At 57.6% G+C, this 15432-nt stretch carries 17 protein-coding genes; 14 read left to right on the forward strand and 3 right to left on the reverse strand.

Annotated features, from left to right (window positions below; translation table 11 throughout):
• Positions 1 to 232: 232 nt before the first annotated feature.
• From ACZ5EF_RS04820 to ACZ5EF_RS04875, 12 genes are all read left to right on the forward strand, one after another.
• The gene (locus ACZ5EF_RS04820) at positions 233 to 1069 is read left to right on the forward strand and encodes an abortive infection family protein (RefSeq protein ID WP_346063786.1); all 837 of its coding nucleotides are present in this window, start codon (positions 233 to 235) and stop codon (positions 1067 to 1069) included.
• Positions 1070 to 1182: 113 nt separating this feature from the next.
• Entirely contained in the window at positions 1183 to 1584 is a 402-nt protein-coding gene (locus ACZ5EF_RS04825) for a hypothetical protein (protein ID WP_346063785.1), read from the forward strand.
• 42 nt (positions 1585 to 1626) lie between these two features.
• Complete coding sequence (locus tag ACZ5EF_RS04830) at positions 1627 to 2058, forward strand: hypothetical protein (protein ID WP_346063784.1); 432 nt, start codon at positions 1627 to 1629, stop codon at positions 2056 to 2058.
• 510 nt (positions 2059 to 2568) lie between these two features.
• Positions 2569 to 3156 (forward strand): hypothetical protein, encoded by a 588-nt coding sequence (locus ACZ5EF_RS04835; protein ID WP_346063783.1) that lies wholly within the window; start codon positions 2569 to 2571, stop codon positions 3154 to 3156.
• A 1014-nt stretch (positions 3157 to 4170) separates the two neighbouring features.
• On the forward strand, positions 4171 to 4701 hold the full coding sequence (locus tag ACZ5EF_RS04840) for a hypothetical protein (protein ID WP_346063782.1): 531 nt from the start codon (positions 4171 to 4173) through the stop codon (positions 4699 to 4701).
• 148 nt (positions 4702 to 4849) lie between these two features.
• Positions 4850 to 5530 carry a hypothetical protein gene (locus ACZ5EF_RS04845; RefSeq protein ID WP_346063781.1) on the forward strand — a complete coding sequence of 227 codons (681 nt, stop codon included), beginning with the start codon at positions 4850 to 4852 and terminating at the stop codon, positions 5528 to 5530.
• Positions 5531 to 5644: 114 nt separating this feature from the next.
• A complete protein-coding gene (locus ACZ5EF_RS04850; protein ID WP_346063780.1) occupies positions 5645 to 6274 on the forward strand; it encodes a class I SAM-dependent methyltransferase in 630 nt (209 codons plus the stop codon).
• A 389-nt stretch (positions 6275 to 6663) separates the two neighbouring features.
• Positions 6664 to 8028 (forward strand): aldehyde dehydrogenase family protein, encoded by a 1365-nt coding sequence (locus ACZ5EF_RS04855; RefSeq protein ID WP_346063779.1) that lies wholly within the window; start codon positions 6664 to 6666, stop codon positions 8026 to 8028.
• Positions 8029 to 8214: 186 nt separating this feature from the next.
• On the forward strand, positions 8215 to 8346 hold the full coding sequence (locus ACZ5EF_RS04860) for a YciI family protein (protein WP_346063778.1): 132 nt from the start codon (positions 8215 to 8217) through the stop codon (positions 8344 to 8346).
• Between the two features lie 55 nt (positions 8347 to 8401).
• The gene (locus tag ACZ5EF_RS04865) at positions 8402 to 8668 is read left to right on the forward strand and encodes a DksA/TraR family C4-type zinc finger protein (RefSeq protein WP_346063777.1); all 267 of its coding nucleotides are present in this window, start codon (positions 8402 to 8404) and stop codon (positions 8666 to 8668) included.
• Between the two features lie 485 nt (positions 8669 to 9153).
• Positions 9154 to 9576 carry a YciI family protein gene (locus ACZ5EF_RS04870; protein ID WP_346063776.1) on the forward strand — a complete coding sequence of 141 codons (423 nt, stop codon included), beginning with the start codon at positions 9154 to 9156 and terminating at the stop codon, positions 9574 to 9576.
• Between the two features lie 433 nt (positions 9577 to 10009).
• Positions 10010 to 11218, forward strand: coding sequence for a bifunctional alpha/beta hydrolase/OsmC family protein (locus tag ACZ5EF_RS04875; protein ID WP_346063775.1), 1209 nt, complete (start codon positions 10010 to 10012; stop codon positions 11216 to 11218).
• An 83-nt stretch (positions 11219 to 11301) separates the two neighbouring features.
• On the opposite strand, the gene ACZ5EF_RS04880 is transcribed toward ACZ5EF_RS04875, so the two are convergent.
• A complete protein-coding gene (locus ACZ5EF_RS04880) occupies positions 11302 to 11637 on the reverse strand; it encodes a hypothetical protein (protein ID WP_346063774.1) in 336 nt (111 codons plus the stop codon).
• Between the two features lie 185 nt (positions 11638 to 11822).
• Complete coding sequence (locus ACZ5EF_RS04885; protein WP_346063773.1) at positions 11823 to 12272, reverse strand: YHS domain-containing (seleno)protein; 450 nt, start codon at positions 12270 to 12272, stop codon at positions 11823 to 11825.
• 247 nt (positions 12273 to 12519) lie between these two features.
• Between ACZ5EF_RS04885 and ACZ5EF_RS04890 the strand changes: the two genes are divergently transcribed.
• Together ACZ5EF_RS04890 and ACZ5EF_RS04895 are read left to right on the forward strand one after the other, a co-directional pair.
• Positions 12520 to 12741, forward strand: coding sequence for an amphi-Trp domain-containing protein (locus ACZ5EF_RS04890; RefSeq protein WP_346063772.1), 222 nt, complete (start codon positions 12520 to 12522; stop codon positions 12739 to 12741).
• 58 nt (positions 12742 to 12799) lie between these two features.
• Positions 12800 to 14092: a cation:proton antiporter gene (locus ACZ5EF_RS04895; protein ID WP_346063771.1), complete on the forward strand. Its 1293-nt coding sequence runs from the start codon at positions 12800 to 12802 to the stop codon at positions 14090 to 14092.
• Between the two features lie 151 nt (positions 14093 to 14243).
• Here the strand turns inward: ACZ5EF_RS04895 and ACZ5EF_RS04900 are convergent, their stop codons facing one another.
• The gene (locus tag ACZ5EF_RS04900; RefSeq protein WP_346063770.1) at positions 14244 to 15431 is read right to left on the reverse strand and encodes a trans-sulfuration enzyme family protein; all 1188 of its coding nucleotides are present in this window, start codon (positions 15429 to 15431) and stop codon (positions 14244 to 14246) included.
• Position 15432: the final 1 nt, after the last annotated feature.

A 15432-nucleotide genomic window follows, 5' to 3' on the forward strand; every position in this document is an offset into this window, starting at 1 on the left:
ATGACACCGCTTAGCGTGAAGACTTTGTGGGATGGCTATTACCAGGAGCGTGGGGTTCGTGCCGAGAAGGAAGGTAGCCAACAAAGCGAGAGGCCGCGAGCACGGGAAAAGTAGAAGACTCTGGCGAGCTGCCCAACAAGCGCTTTCACGGGACGCAGCCGCCTCGCGGCGGCTATCCCCGTGAAGCACGACGTTGGGTCTAACTTTAACACGAAAATCGAATCAATAACCTATGGAAAATCAACACACAGCTCCGCTAACTGATGCCGTGATTGTTGCGGTATCACAGCTAGTTGATGATTCACAGACGGAGAGAAGAGATCCAAGTCATTACGACCTAGAGTCACTGATCGAGCGTCATGGGCTGATTTCCGGTGATCCGAAGTCGCAAGGACAAACAGTTGGCAAGACCAAGCGCATTAGAGCAACCCTAAATTGGGCTTATTCCAACAACGAGGAGGCCGGTGGCCGACTAGTATACGGTATTATCTCCTTGATACGGGGCCATGGCGGATTCCGAGGGACTTCACCGAATTTCGTCGGGCGAGACGCCATTCGAAACTGTATTGACGTTTTTGATGCAGAAGGATTTGAGCTTTCAGAAGACGGACAGTTGCGGCCTAAAGTCTTGGATTCGCTCTCTGGGGCGGCACTGACTGATGCTTTGAAGGCCTATGTTCGTAGAGCCACGCGTGGAGCTGAAGATGCCGCACTACTGACTGGCACTGGCAAGGACCTTTTAGAGGCTATTGCCGCCCACATCGTCCAGCAAAAATTCGGGAGCTATTCAACACAGTCGAACTTTCCAACTCTTTTGGGTCAAGCATACGCAGCTTTGGGGATTGTCACTCCTCATGATCAGCCGCAAGCGGGAGAAGGGCCTGAAAAAAGGGTGGAAAGGGCTATGTTCGAACTTGCATGTTCAGTCAATTCATTGCGTAATAAGCAAGGGACAGGACATGGGCGTCCATGGCTTTCCACTGTCAGTGATTCTCAGGCGCGTATGGCAGTTGAAAGTATGGGGGTCATTGGCGAACGCCTGCTGGATATTCTGGGTGGGTCTAAATGAAACCCAACAAGGCCTTTTTTCAGCCGACGCGGTCTCTGTCGCGCCCGCTCGGCTGAAGGCTGGCGTTATGCTGATAAAACTTGTGTCATCACCGATGACCGCAGGAGGTCGCTATGAAAAAGCTCATACTCATACTTGCTTCGGCGTTTGTAATGTTGATTATGTCGCCTGTTCACGCGAGTTGCACAGCCAATACTATTGGAGGCGCTACGTTCTACAATTGTTCTGACGGTACTTCTGGAACCTCGCAAACCATCGGAGGCACGACATTTCACAACTTTAGTGACGGTACAAGTGGCACATCACATTCAATTGGTGGGACTGCATTTCACAATTATAGTGATGGTCACTCTGGAACATCTAAGAACATCGGTGGCACCACTTTTCATAACTACAATGATGGAACGTCCGGCACATCGCGGAGCATCGGCGGCACCACGTTTCACAACTTCAGTGATGGGGCTAGCGGAACCACCCAGAGCATCGGTGGTACTGACTTTTACAATTTCGACTAGGCGGAACATAACCGAGGAGTTAGCTGCCTTTGGGAGGTGCCCGTGCCTGATCCAATGAAATTTGACATTGCGCCCATTGCGATGGAATTGATCCCAGCCGCCGTCCAAGCTGGCAGCATCGTTGTGTTCCTAGTGCTGACCGCAAAAGACAGCTTCCAGGCTTTCGCGGCCGTGATCCTCAGTTTGATTTGGCTTACGGTGAGCAAGAACAAAATGGCAGAAGACTTCGGTGAATTCCGTGTCAGACGACATTTGTTCTCTCTGATCGGAGAATGGATGAATCGAAACGACGCGGCAGAGGAATTTGACGACGCTCTATCGCGCTACCTGATGATTGACGGTAGTGTCGAGAACGATGAATACAAGGCAGTTGTTACCGCTGCTGGCCTTGCAAATAACTTTAGGGGCCTGGTGTCGCTTTTGATCTATGTCTATCTGGTATATCTCGTGGCCACAGCTCTGCTGGGCCGGTAGCTAATATGAAGTTGGAGTAATCGGGGAGTAATCGGGGACGTACCCCCATAAACTACTGGTACAACCATGAGCATCGTCATAGTGCCCTGCGCTACGTCACACCGGCACAGCGCCATTCCGGCGAAGTGGAGAGGATCCTGGGCCAGCGACATCCGCGACCTGAGCCTGCCGGATACCGTGCACCTGAATCCCGAGCGGGAGTCGGTGCCGAAGGCAGCAGGATTTTAGAACCTGACTCAGGCGTCATCTATATTGACAGTCACCGTCGCCCATACAGTGTTAAAAGCCGGCTCAAAGTACTCATCTACACCCTGTGAATTCCGTCTTTTTTCCAATTTTTTCCTTGTCTGGTCATCGCTCGCCGACTTTTCGTACAAAGCCATAATATATGGCGGCTGTTTTGTATGTAAAGAAAACAGGGAGGTGCTATTTTTATGATTCATTCTAGGTGGTAGTTGGCTTGCGATGTGTGATCTTTAGAGGCATCTTACTCAGTAAATGGGAGGGGGTATGAGCCGTATAATTGGGGGTGCGGTTATTTCATTGATTTTTATATTTATTTATGGATGCAACACAACAGCAGGGAGAGGCTACGTTAACCCTGAGTTTTCAGACTATAAGCTGACATCTGTGGCGGTATATGTGGATAATAGAGGAGATGTTGGGGAGTTGCTTGAGTTGGGCTTGGTGAATGAGCTGAGGAGGCGTGGTGTTAATGCAGTTAGTGTGCGAGATATAGCTCGATTTTCCAATAGTCAAGAAGAGTTTGTAGAGAAAGTTTGGGGTTTGGGAGTAAGTGAAGTTGTCAGTGTAGTTATGGCTGATTCTCAAGGGTCTTCTACTTATGGGTATCAATCTTTTGGTTCTGCATACTCCACCGGATCTTATACGACTGCTAATTTTACGACTACTCCAATGAGAACTTTTCATAGGTCAATGCTAACAACCGCATCTGTTTTCGATAGACAGGGGAATAAAGTATGGGAAGGTGATACTGAAAGATCAGCTCAAGGATTGGTTTTTATAGGAGATAGGTTGACTGTATCTGAGACGACGTCTGCATTAATAGACGCACTGTCAGAATCAGGGTTGATTTAGCTTTTGTATTATGGTAGATGGTTTGTATTAAATAACTGATTATTTGGTTTTGGGGCATTGTTAATGCAATGTGAGCTACTGGCCGGATGTGGGTTTTTAGTCTGCGCCAATGGAGCGAATGGAAAGAAACAAGAAAAGGACACCCACTTTCTTGATGATCGTATCTCCTGCTGAGCAAACCACTATGGTACCTAACCGGCCAAATGGTCAGCGGTGGGTTTCAAGAAAATGGATGTCCTTTATTTACTTTATTTAGCTGGTCTATGAAGGTGCGCGAGGTGCTCAGGATGCTGAAAGACGACGGCAGGATGTACAGTGATGGTGTTCACCTGACACATGCCCCCGTGGGTCTCTACAGTTAAGCAGTGTTTTCTGCCGTTTTCCTGGGTTCCTTTTTCGGTGTTTTGGGGAGCCCTTTCTTGAAGACGGCATAGGGCGTCACCCCCTTCATGTTGCGCCCTTGGTGTGGGCGCTTCGTGTTGTAAACGACCAGATAGTCCTCAAGGTCTTTCTGCATTTCCTCCACAATAGCCGGAGACGTACCCTAATAAACTACGAGACCTCGCGGCTGTGCCAGTTCATCAACGGCGAGGAGCACTTCGTCCCTTGAGGGGGGCTAGCTAGGGGGAAGTACGTGTAGCCAGGACGGCTACCTCGCCTTGGATGCGGATGATTTTATAAGTGGCTTTTTCATCAGGAAATTTTTATATCTCCACCCCTGGCCAAGCAGTGATTTCCAACAAGGACTTGCCTTCTCTAGGCAAGCCGATGCCACCTTTACTAGACTGATTGTTACGGGGTGTATACGAGCGGGGTGCTGCCAATTGATGCCTTCGTTGGACCAAAAGGAATGGAGATAGCGCCATTTTGTATGGTTTTGAAATAGCATAAATAAATTGAAATGGTTGCTGAAATGTATAGGTTGTTATAATAGTGAGGGGCATCATGAGGATTGAAGTTGTTGTTTATGTTTTAGGGTTGTTGTTTTCAGTCCTTACATGGCAGGTGTCTCAGATGATCAAGGAAGTTTCTGAAACACGTGCTATTACTTACGATTTTCAATATTACCATGATGATGGCTATGTTCGTCTTGGTGTTCATAATATATCTAGCAAGTTGCCCATTGAATCACTTAGTTTTCATGTAACCTGCCCTGAATTGTCTAAATCCTGTATTGCGCCACTGCCAGGTCAGACTGCTTTAGCTAGGCACTTTGTTGTTCAACCCATTGGATCTACGTCTTTGGCATTTGGAGAGGTGAACTCAAGTGAGATTGCTTTCAATCTGTCTCTTCCCCCTGGAGAAAGTGCGTATATCGATATAGGGAAGGCTGATGTTGGTGCTGAATTAGGATTTTATTTTCAGCCGGGAGGGAGTGGTCACGGCCTTGATCTTGTATTTCTGGACAGGGAAGGCCTATTTGCTTATATGGTGGACAATTATATAGAGATACTAATCTATTCTTTGTTTTTTGTTGGGGGTGTGCTGTTTGCATTCATTGTTTGTTTGATTGTCCGATGTTTAGTGTGTAGAGAGGCTGATTGATTCTCCAGAACTCTTTTGTTTGGGGTTAAGGTGAAGGGGAAATATTATGGTTAATTTTCGCCTTGGATTCATGCTCGGTGGCACCTCTCTTATCTTCCTCTTGGGGGGAGGGGCTTGGGCGAACAGCCCTAGCGAGGAGGACTCACCAATGATGACAGTGCGAGTAGTATCTGCTGATGATGAGACTATTGGTGTACGTAGCACTATCATTCGTAGGGTTGGAGGGGATGTTGGGGCTGATTATACGTATTATACGGACGAAAATGGTGAGGTGGAAGTTCCCGCTGATTGTCAGAATACTTTTTTTAAGCCATATGGTTACTCACCTCTCTATTCGCGAACTTTAGCTTGGGTTCCTTGTAGAGACGACCCTACTATTATTTCCCTGATCCCAGTGGCTTTCGCTCCAGTGGTTCAAAGTGCCATTGATGCTGATCTTTCCGTCTTCGTCGCTTCAAGACCAGAGATTTCAGATTACCAAGAACAGTTCTCCACTGCACTAGAGGTTGGAAATACTCCTGATGTTGCCTACTCGGCAAATGAGATTGCTGCTACCTTGAGGCAGGTTGGTGAAACTGAGCTAGCCGAGGCCTTTAGTGTTACTGCGATGGCGAGTGGTTGGCAGACTATAGATATCTCACTACATCTGTCTCATACTGTTGGTGGCGGTGAATATATAGCTGTAGATCCAGGTCAGAGGAGCTGGAGGATGACGCCAGAGGGGCAAGATGTACTTTTTCTATTCCAAGAGAAAGCTGGAATTCGCCAGACAGGGGTGTGGGATTGGCAGACCTTCAAAGCTCTGCAGGCAGAGGAGGTGGAAAGATAGCCGGGGATAATACCCCTTTTTTCCACAGGCCGAACACGGCCAGGTTAAGGCGATTAGTTTGCCATGTGGCCGGGTAAAATGGACCAGCAACAGCAGCCAACAGGGAGTCGTGAGTTGAAGAGTGCACAGAGTTTTTGGGACAAGGCCGCGCCGCGCTATGCCAGGAGCCCGGTAAAGGATCAGGAAAGCTACCGGAAGAAGCTGGCGGTGACGCAGGGGTACCTGCGGCCCGACTGGCGGGTCCTGGAGTTCGGGTGCGGTACCGGCAGTACCGCCATTACCCATGCGCCCCATGTCGGGCAGATTCTCGCCATCGATATCTCGGGGGAGATGCTGGCGATCGCCGAGCAGCGGGCGCGGGAGGCCGGTGTCGAGAATATTCGTTTCCAGCGAGGCACCCTGGATAGCCTGGGGGAAGAAGCGGAGGGCTTCGATGCCGTGCTGGGGCTCAATATCCTGCATCTCCTGGAGGATGCGGAGGGGGCCATCGCCCGGGTCGCCGACTTGCTGAAGCCGGGCGGGGTCTTCGTCTCCAGTACCGCGCTGATCGGCGAGGTAAAGCCCCACTGGCGTTTGCTGATTCCCTTGATGCAGTCCCTGGGGTTGGCCCCCCATGTGAGTCGCCTCGACAAGCCGCAACTGCTGGCCATGCTGAGCGAGGCGGGATTGGTCATCGACTACGAATGGCAGCCGAAGCGGGCATCGCTGTTTCTCGTTGCCAGGAAGCCTGAGGTGCGGCGCTAACGGTGTAAACCCACCACGCCGCCTACGACGCTGCGTAGTCGCCCAATGGATCAAGCGCCCCCTGGGATCAAGATCTGACTGGGCGGGCCGTCGGCTCCTTGACTAGGCTGAATGTTACTGAGTGTGACCAGCGAGGCGGATCGTCTCCCCAGGGAGACGACCCGGTTCGGCTGCCAAGGAGGCGTAACCCGATGGGACTGCCGGGGTAGCGCCCCGCCGGCGGGTAGGTGACGGGGAACTGCCCGCCGAAAACGGATCGGAAGACAACGGGGCATGGGTTACGCCGCTGCCAGCTTTGACGCCTTCAAGGCGCTATGGTGGCCGATTCCGAACGTGTTGATCCTTGGTCCTCTCAAGCCCTCGTGGTTCAAAGGCCTCGGAGTCGACCGATGAGAGAAATGCTGAAGTCCTTCAATCCTGCCAACGGGGAAGTCGTTGGTGAGGTTCCGGTGAGCAGCCCGGAAGAAATCGGCGAGGCCGTCGTCCGTGCGCACCGCGCGGCGCTCGGCTGGCGTGACCAATCCCTGGAGGAACGGGCCCAACTGCTTGGGCGGGCGGCGAAGCGGCTCGACGAGCGTGCCGAAGAACTGGGACACCTGCTGAGTCGCGAGATGGGCAAGCCGCTGAAGCGCGGCATCGGCGAGGTCCGGTTCTGCAGCAAGGGCATCCTGGGCAAGCTTGACGAGATGGTCGGCGCCTTGCAGCCGCGCACGCTCGAGGACGACAACACACGTTCGACCCTCTACTACGAACCCTTCGGCGTCTGCGCGGCAATCAGCCCGTGGAATTACCCGATGTCGATGCCGCAGTGGCTGATAGTGCCGGCGTTGGTGGCGGGCAATGCGGTGGTCCTGAAACCGTCGGAGGAAACACCCTTGATCGCGCAGGCGTATGTCGACACGTTGAATGAGTTTCTGCCCGCGGGGGTGCTGCAGATCGTTCACGGGGCCGACGAGCAAGGCCGGGCGCTGGTGAAGGCGGACGTGGACCTGATCGCGTTCACGGGGTCGCGCACGGCCGGTAAGCACATCCTCGGCAGTGCTGCGGATAAGTTGAAGCGCGTGATCCTCGAGCTGGGCGGCAAGGATCCGTTTATCGTTCTTCCGGATGCGGACATCGAGGCGGCGGCGCAATGCGCGGTGGCGAACGGCTACGAGAACGGCGGGCAGATGTGCGTCTCCAACGAGCGCGCGTACGTTCACGAGTCGATTGCCGAGGCATTCGAGCAGCGCGTGGCGGAGCTGGTCGGGAACATCCGTTACGGTCCGTGGGACGACGAGTCCGCCGAAATGGGGCCGATGATCAACGAGCGGCAGCGGGCACACGTGATCGGCCAGATCGAGGATGCCATCGAGAAGGGCGCCACGCTCCTCGCCGGTGGCGTGGATCATCCGGACCGCTTCGTGGTGCCCACCGTGCTCGGTAACTGCGACGAGTCGATGACGGTCATGCGCGACGAGACCTTCGGGCCGGTGCTGGCGATTCAGCGAGTCGGGAGCGCCGAGGAAGCCGTCCGACTGGCGAACGACAATCAGTTGGGACTGGGCGGCTCGGTATTCGGCAGTCCCGAGGCGGCGCGCGGGGTCGCGCGGCGGATCGAGTCAGGCATGGTCGGCGTCAACAAGAGTTGTTTCGGCGCCAGCGGTACGCCCTGGGTGGGGGCGAAAGAGAGCGGTTACGGCTACCACGGTTCCGTCGAGGGCCACCGCCAGTTCGCGCAAGTGAAGGTGATAAGCGAGGGGAGGCTGGCGTGAGCGACGAGACCGCATTACTCGGGGACCTACCCTCATAGGCGCCGAAGCGGGCAGCGCTGTTTCTGGTTGCCGGGAAGCCTGAACCGGCTAACCGACCGGCCAGGGGGTCCCATTACAGCGCGGCCGTCGATTCGCCGCCGCCCCGTTCGACACCCCATAGACGAACCAACCGGGAGGGGGAGAACGATGCGCTTTATGATTCTGGTGAAGGCGAGCCAGGACTCGGAGGCCGGCAAGCTGCCGAGCCAGGAGTTGCTGGAGGCGATGGGCGAGTACTCAGGAGCACTGGACACGTCAGGTGTTGCGCTGATTGGTTGAATTCAGGTAATAGAGAGGTGGATTCTCCACGAACGGTGAGTCCAAGGAGGTTGCAATGGCAAGTGGCTGGGCCCGAGACGGCGCCGTCCAGGATCAGATTGACAGCACGGTCGACGATGCCGTCCAGCGGGTACGGAGCCGGTTGCCGAACGGCGAGAGCCTGACGCATTGTCAGGAGTGCGGTGACGAGATCCCCAAGGCGCGGCGTGAGGCGCTGAAAGGTGTGCGCCTGTGTGTGCGGTGCCAAAGCGAGCAGGACGAGCAGGGTGTTGCCTTCAGCGGTTACAACCGTCGCGGCAGCAAGGATAGCCAAATGCGGTAGTTGGCTGTGGTGTCGAATTCCGAGAGGAATCGGAGTTGCCCCCTGGAGGGAGAGCGATGCGTTTATGACGCTGGGGAAGGTCGGCCAGGACTCGGAGGCCGGCAGTCTGCCGAGCCAGGAGTTGCTGGAGGCGATGGACTGGCCCGAAGGGCCTCAAGATCGCGGATATCGGCAAGATGTTCGAGGCTCTCTACAATACCTCGCAGGTCAAGAGCGCGCTGACACGAATCGGTGCCAGCTGATAGCTCACGGCCCACAAACGGATAGGAGGAAGGCCACCCAAGCGGTGGCCTTTTTCATGCCAAGGAGAGGCAACTGTTCGAGCGTCGAGAGATTCGGCACTTCCACCTATACTCTGGCCTGAGGTTAATCGGAGACGTCTCCCCATTGGCGCGTCATCGACTATGAGTGGCAGCCGCAGCGGATGTCGATTCGCTGCCGCCCCGTTCGATACCCCATAGGCAAACCACCTTGGAGGGAGAGCGATGCGCTTTATGATTCTGGTGAAGGCGAGCCAGGACTCGGAGGCCGGCAAGCTGCCGAGCCAGGAGTTGCTGGAGGCGATGGGCAAGTACAACGAGGCGCTGGTCGAGGCGGGCATCATGCTGGCCGGGGAGGGCCTGTGGCCGAGCAGCGAGGGGGCGCGGGTGCGCTTCAGGGACGACGAGCGCCTGGTCACCGATGGCCCCTTCGCCGAAACCAAGGAGCTGGTCGCCGGCTACTGGCTGTGGCAGGTGGCATCCATGGAGGAGGCCATCGAATGGGTCAAGCGCTGCCCCAACCCCATGCCCGGTACCGAGGCGGAGATCGAGATTCGTCGGGTCTTCGAGGCTGAGGACTTCGGCGAGGCGTTCACCCCGGAGCTGCGTGAGCAGGAGGCGCAGTTACGCGAACGGCTGGGCGAGTGAATCCAGGTTCATCCCACTCGGGCGTGAGTATTGTCGCGGGAGCGCGACGATCCGATGTCGCATCGCCGGCTAAAGCCAGCTCCCACCAGGTAGGGAAGACCACGGCTTGCGGAGACCGGCCCTGTCATGGCTTCACGCTGATCGGCGAAGCACCGGAGTGCACGCCAGGTGCGAAGCACCCCACGCCAAGGGCCCGCGATCACTCGCGGGCCCTTGGCGTGGATATGGCGGCGCTATTCGGCCGTCGCGGTGCGGAAGTGCTCCCAGGCGTGGTGGTAGAGCACGCTGGCATAGCCGCTGCGTTGCATGACCTTGAGGATCTTGGCCGGATCGGACACGTCCTACTGGCGAGCCGATGAAATCACACTAGCGGGATTACAATGCGCGGCATAGGGCACTAGGCTGGTGTGAACGAGATACGGAGGAAGGTGTGATGCGAAAAAAAGTAGAATTTCAGAGCAACGGAGTCACCCTCGTCGGCTTGATGGAGGTGCCAGAATCTCGGGTCTCAAGCTATGGTATCTTCGCCCACTGCTTTACCTGCGGAAAGGATGTTGCTGCCGCTTCACGTATCTCGAGGGCGCTGACAGCCAAGGGGATTGCCGTTCTAAGGTTTGATTTTACGGGGCTGGGTAACAGTGATGGTGATTTTTCCAACTCCAATTTTTCCTCGAATATCCAGGACTTGTTAAGCGCGGCAGGGTATCTGGAAAAGAATTTCTCGGCTCCGGAATTTCTGATCGGCCATAGCCTGGGCGGTGCCGCGGTACTGGCCATGGCCGGCCGGCTGCCCAGCGTCAAGGCCGTTGTGACAATCGGTGCGCCTTTTCAAGCCGATCACGTGATGCATAACTTTTCTGCTTCCATTGATGATATCCGGCGTGATGGTGAAGCCGAAGTCACACTGGGGCTTCGAAAATTCACAATAAAGAAGCAATTTCTTGACGACCTTGAGGCTTATTCGGACCAGGATATATCGTGCCTGAACAAGGCGCTTCTGGTATGCCACTCGCCTCTGGATACCACGGTCGATATCAGTGAGGCCGAGAAGATCTATCGTGCTGCCAGGCATCCGAAGAGCTTTGTCAGCCTGGACAAGGCGGATCATCTCCTGACCAAGAAAGAAGATTCCTCCTACGTGGCGGATGTGATTGCGGCCTGGGCGGGGCGTTATCTGGGCTTGACGCCATCGGAGGCTAATAAGAAAGAGACGGGGCCCGGCCAGGTAGTGGTATCGGAAAAAAACCACAAGTTTACCCTTCACGTAAGCAGTGACAGCCACTACTGGTTGGCGGATGAGCCGAGGAGTGCTGGCGGTGATAATATGGGGCCTGATCCTTACGAGCACCTCTTGGCTGCATTGGGCTCATGCACCGTCATGACGCTGCGGATGTATGCCAATCATAAGTCGATGGCGCTGGAAGACGTCGTGGTAAGGCTTCGTCATGAGCACGAACATATTAAGGACTGCGAAGACCCAGAAAACGAAGGGGCGAAGATCGAGGTGATCCATCGCGAGATCGAGCTCGTCGGTGACCTCGATGAGGGGGAACGGAACCGTCTCCTGCAGATAGCCGACAGATGCCCCGTACACAAGACGCTCCACGCTACGTTGCAGGTACGCACCGAGCTAGTCGGGTAATCGCCAGTCGGCGGCATATCCTCAACAAACCAACGACAAGGGCCCGCGAGTGATCGCGGGCCCTTGTCGTGGATATGGCGGCGCTATTCGGCCGTCGCGGTGCGGAAGTGCTCCCAGGCGTGGTGGTAGAGCACGCTGGCATAGCCGTTGCGTTGCATGACCTTGAGGATCTTGGCCGGGTCGTTGTCGCCCAGCGCCTTATGCAGTTTCGCCCGCTGTTCGTCGTCCAGGGCCTCGTACCAGTGGTAGGGGTCGCCCTTGGCGTTGCCTTCTTCGGCCTTGCGGATCAGGTCGATCTCGATGCGCCCGCCGTGTCGATAGAGGGTGTCGTAGCCCTCCTGCAGTTCGATCGATGGCACATCGCAGGGCTTTTCCAGGCCTTCCAGCACGTTGTAGTAGTAGTAGCTCAGCGGTTGCATAGGGCTCCTCCAGCGGTATGCCGTGGCTTGTTCATCCTTGCCGTGCTTGTGGTGTTCCTGGGTCTCATCTTGCCCTAGGGATGGCGGCAGGCTCAATCGAATAATGCATGCCAGCCGCGCACCGGCGTCACCCGGGCGCCGTCCCGGCGACGCTGCGCGACAGCGCGGTGCCTGCCTGCCGGGGCTCACTGCGGGAAGATATCCGGCCAGTGTTCATCGGCCGCCTCGATATTGCCGGGAATGTCGGTCTCCCAGCGCCACTGGATCCAGCGGCTGTAGTTCAGGTAGAGCTTGCCGTCGACGATCTTCCACGCCTCGGGGATGGTCGCGGCGGCTTCACCGCGTGCCGCCGCCCAGGCGCACCAGCCACCGTACTGGGGCGCATAGGCCTCGGGATCCGCCTGGAAGCGGTCGCGATGCTCGGCCGACACGAACTGCCAGGTGGCATCGCCCCACTCCAGCCGATAGTCGGGCGAGCCCTGTACCGGCTGACCCTGGGTGAAGTAGGCCACCGGGTCCGTACCGCCGATGGCCAGGCCATCGCGGGTAAAGATGCGTCCCTCGGCGATGGCCTCCATGGACCAGGCCAGGCCGAGCATCAGGACAACTGCCATCCACCACCCCGTACGCTTCATGGCTCGTCTCCTCGCGATCTGCCGCTCACGAGGTACTGTCGAGAAACGGACCTCCGCCTTACAGGCGATGTTGGTTTACTCCGGGGGCCTGGCGGCGCCGAGCCCCTGTCGATGCCATGGCGTCGACCGGCTGGCCCCGATGAGCACTCATGCCGGCGGGGGAAGGGGAGACTTACCTGCTAGACTGGATTCGAGCCTGGCAGTGCATCGGGTGCTGTCGATAACCGGGTCACCGAGGAGAGGCGCCATGGGGTCCAAGGCAGAGCGGGACGTGGAAAAGGGTTACCCGAAGGCCGACTTCGTGGCCAAGCTACGGCGCCTGGCCGATGCCATCGAGCAGGGGGAACGTTTCGAGATACAGATTGCGGGCGAGCGTATCTATGTGCCCGTCCGAGCCGAATTCACTATCGAACACGAGCGCTCGAGTGAGGAGGAGGAGATAGAGTTCCAGCTCAAGTGGAAACGCTGAAGGCCTGATTCGGGTTGCGTGCGGCTGGGCGAATATATACACACTTGACGAGTCTTCTATGACAACCGCTACCTGGTTTATCTTGATCGGCTCGCTGCTGTTGGTAGTGGGCTTTACCTTCTCCTATCTCAAGAGCGTACCCGCCACCTCTGCCATCGTGTATCTGCTTATCGGGTTCATCGTGGGGCCGATGGGCTTCGAACTGTTTCATTTTAATCCGCTGGAAGAGTCGGCTTTGTTGGAGCTTCTGAGCGAGATTGCCGTGCTCATTTCCTTGTATTGCGCCGGCGTAAAGATGCCGGCACCGGTGACCCTGAAGCGATGGCGAAGTCCCCTGCAGCTGGCGGTGGTTTCGATGGTGCTTACCGTCGGATTAGTGACGCTGTTCGGCTACTACTGGCTCGCTTTGCCCCTCGGGGCCGCCGTATTGCTGGGTGCCGTGGTCGCGCCGACCGATCCCGTACTGGCGACCGAGATTCAGGTTCGTCACGCCGATGATCCTGACGAACTACGCTTTGCATTGACCTGCGAGGCCGGAATGAACGACGGCAGCGCCTTCCCGTTCGTGATGCTCGGGCTGGGCTTGCTGGGTCTGCATGATCTTGGCGACGCCGGTTGGCGGTGGCTGGCCGTGGATGTGTTGTGGGCAAGCGGTGCCGGTATCGGCATCGGTATCCTGGCGGGCGTTGGTGTCGGTTGGCTGGTCAACAAGATTCGCACCAGCTTCGTGGCTACCGCCTTTCTGGAAAGCTTTCTCGGCCTGGGGCTGATTGCGTTCGCCTACGGAATCAGCCTGTTGGTGGATGCCTGGGGCTTCTTGGCCGTTTTCAGTGCAGCGGTGGCGCTGCGCCATACCGAATTGAAATTGGCCGGGCTCAAGCAAGGTTACTCGGCACCTGTGGAGACACCTCCGGAAGGTGAGCCGCAAGCCATCGCGCACGTGCACGTGAGCGAAAGCTCTCTGGTATTCAACGAGCACCTCGAACGGCTGGCAGAAATCGTGCTGGTTCTACTGATCGGTGGCTCGCTCTTCTGGGATTCCTGGAGTTGGCGAGCCGTGGGGTTCGCGGCGTTTGTGTTTTTTGTCGCCCGCCCCGTCAGTGTACATCTTGGCATGCTGGGCAGCAGGGCGCCCATGCGCATGCGCCACCTTATGGGCTGGTTTGGAGTTCGCGGTATCGGCTCGCTGTACTATCTGATGTACGCCATCCAACACGGGCTGCCAGAGGACGTCGCGCTGGAATTGATACACCTGGTCCTGGCGGTGGTGGCCTTGTCGATTCTGGTCCACGGGGTCAGCGTAAAGCCCACGATTGAGCGTTATTGGCGTTCGCGGAAGCCTCGCGAATAGCCATGACGTCACATGCTCGCAACCGGCTCCTGGTGCCGTAGTTCGAACTCCCCTTCCATAGGATCGGCCCCCAGGCCGCCGACCCGAGGCACGAGGTGGTGGTCACCATGAACACCCCGGGGCTGCGCCGGCTGTCGCAGGCCCCGTCGCTTTACTCGGCCTCTCCCAGGGCCTGATCCAGGTCGGCGATCAGGTCCTCGACCGCCTCGATGCCCACCGAGAGCCGGATCAGTCCGCCCTCGATGCCGAGTCGCTCGCGGGTCTCGGCGGGCACCGAGGCGTGGGTCATGATGCCGGGATGCTCGATCAGGCTCTCCACGCCGCCCAGGCTCTCGGCCAGGGCGAACAGCCGGCAGCGCTCCAGCATGCGCCGGGCCGCCGCTTCGCCGCCGCGCACCACCAGCGAGAGCATGCCGCCGAAGTCGCTCATCTGGCGCTTGGCCAGGGCGTGCTGGGGGTGGCTGGCCAGCCCCGGGTAGATGACCCGCTCCACGGCCGGATGGGCCTCCAGCCAGGCGGCCAGCGTTCGGGCGTTCTCGCAGTGCTGGCGCATGCGCAGCACCAGGGTCTTCAGGCCGCGCAGGGCGAGGAAGCTGTCGAAGGGCCCGGCGATGCCGCCCACGGCATTGTGCAGGAAGGCCAGCCGCTCGGCCAGCGCCTGGTCGGCGACCACGGCGACGCCGCCGACGATATCGGAATGGCCCCCCAGGTACTTGGTGGTGGAGTGCACCACGATATCGAAGCCGAGCTCCAGGGGGCGCTGCAGCACCGGGCTGGCGAAGGTGTTGTCCATCACGCTGAGCAGGCCGTGGTCGCGGGCGAAGGCGGCGACCCGCTGCAGGTCGACGAGCTTGAGCAGCGGGTTGCTGGGTGACTCCACCCAGAGCATGCGGCTGTTGTCGCGCAGGGCGCTCTCCAGACTGGCTTCCAGGTCGGCCTCGCGGCTGAGGTCGACGAAGCCGAACTCGAGCCCGGCGGAGCGTCGGCGGACGTTCTCGAACAGCCGGTAGGAGCCGCCGTAGAGGTCGTCCATGGCGATCACCTGGCTGCCGTGGTCGAGCAGCTCCAGCACGCCGGCCGTGGCCGCCATGCCCGAGGCGAAGGCGAAGCCCGCCGTGCCGCCTTCCAGGTCCGCCATGCAGCGCTCGAAGGCCAGGCGGGTGGGGTTGCCGCTGCGCGAGTATTCGAAGCCCTGGTGTCGGCCGGGGCTCGCCTGCACATAGGTGGAGGTGGCGTAGATCGGCGTCATGATGGCCCCGGTGCTCGGGTCCGGCGCCTGGCCGGCATGGATGGCGCGGGTCGCCAGCCGATGCTGTCCATTCCGCTTGTCGTCGTTCATC

The sequence above is a fragment of the Bisbaumannia salifodinae genome, from assembly GCF_055388505.1.

Coding starts and splice junctions, on each gene's coding strand:
- ACZ5EF_RS04840 (WP_346063782.1), top strand. CDS start 4,171: ATGATCAAGGAAGTTTCTGAAACACGTGCTATTACTTACGATTTTCAA.
- ACZ5EF_RS04890 (WP_346063772.1), top strand. CDS start 12,520: ATGGGGTCCAAGGCAGAGCGGGACGTGGAAAAGGGTTACCCGAAGGCC.
- ACZ5EF_RS04825 (WP_346063785.1), top strand. CDS start 1,183: ATGAAAAAGCTCATACTCATACTTGCTTCGGCGTTTGTAATGTTGATT.
- ACZ5EF_RS04855 (WP_346063779.1), top strand. CDS start 6,664: ATGAGAGAAATGCTGAAGTCCTTCAATCCTGCCAACGGGGAAGTCGTT.
- ACZ5EF_RS04900 (WP_346063770.1), bottom strand. CDS start 15,431: ATGAACGACGACAAGCGGAATGGACAGCATCGGCTGGCGACCCGCGCC.
- ACZ5EF_RS04885 (WP_346063773.1), bottom strand. CDS start 12,272: ATGAAGCGTACGGGGTGGTGGATGGCAGTTGTCCTGATGCTCGGCCTG.
- ACZ5EF_RS04865 (WP_346063777.1), top strand. CDS start 8,402: ATGGCAAGTGGCTGGGCCCGAGACGGCGCCGTCCAGGATCAGATTGAC.
- ACZ5EF_RS04895 (WP_346063771.1), top strand. CDS start 12,800: ATGACAACCGCTACCTGGTTTATCTTGATCGGCTCGCTGCTGTTGGTA.
- ACZ5EF_RS04875 (WP_346063775.1), top strand. CDS start 10,010: ATGCGAAAAAAAGTAGAATTTCAGAGCAACGGAGTCACCCTCGTCGGC.
- ACZ5EF_RS04880 (WP_346063774.1), bottom strand. CDS start 11,637: ATGCAACCGCTGAGCTACTACTACTACAACGTGCTGGAAGGCCTGGAA.
- ACZ5EF_RS04835 (WP_346063783.1), top strand. CDS start 2,569: ATGAGCCGTATAATTGGGGGTGCGGTTATTTCATTGATTTTTATATTT.
- ACZ5EF_RS04845 (WP_346063781.1), top strand. CDS start 4,850: ATGATGACAGTGCGAGTAGTATCTGCTGATGATGAGACTATTGGTGTA.
- ACZ5EF_RS04860 (WP_346063778.1), top strand. CDS start 8,215: ATGCGCTTTATGATTCTGGTGAAGGCGAGCCAGGACTCGGAGGCCGGC.
- ACZ5EF_RS04820 (WP_346063786.1), top strand. CDS start 233: ATGGAAAATCAACACACAGCTCCGCTAACTGATGCCGTGATTGTTGCG.
- ACZ5EF_RS04870 (WP_346063776.1), top strand. CDS start 9,154: ATGCGCTTTATGATTCTGGTGAAGGCGAGCCAGGACTCGGAGGCCGGC.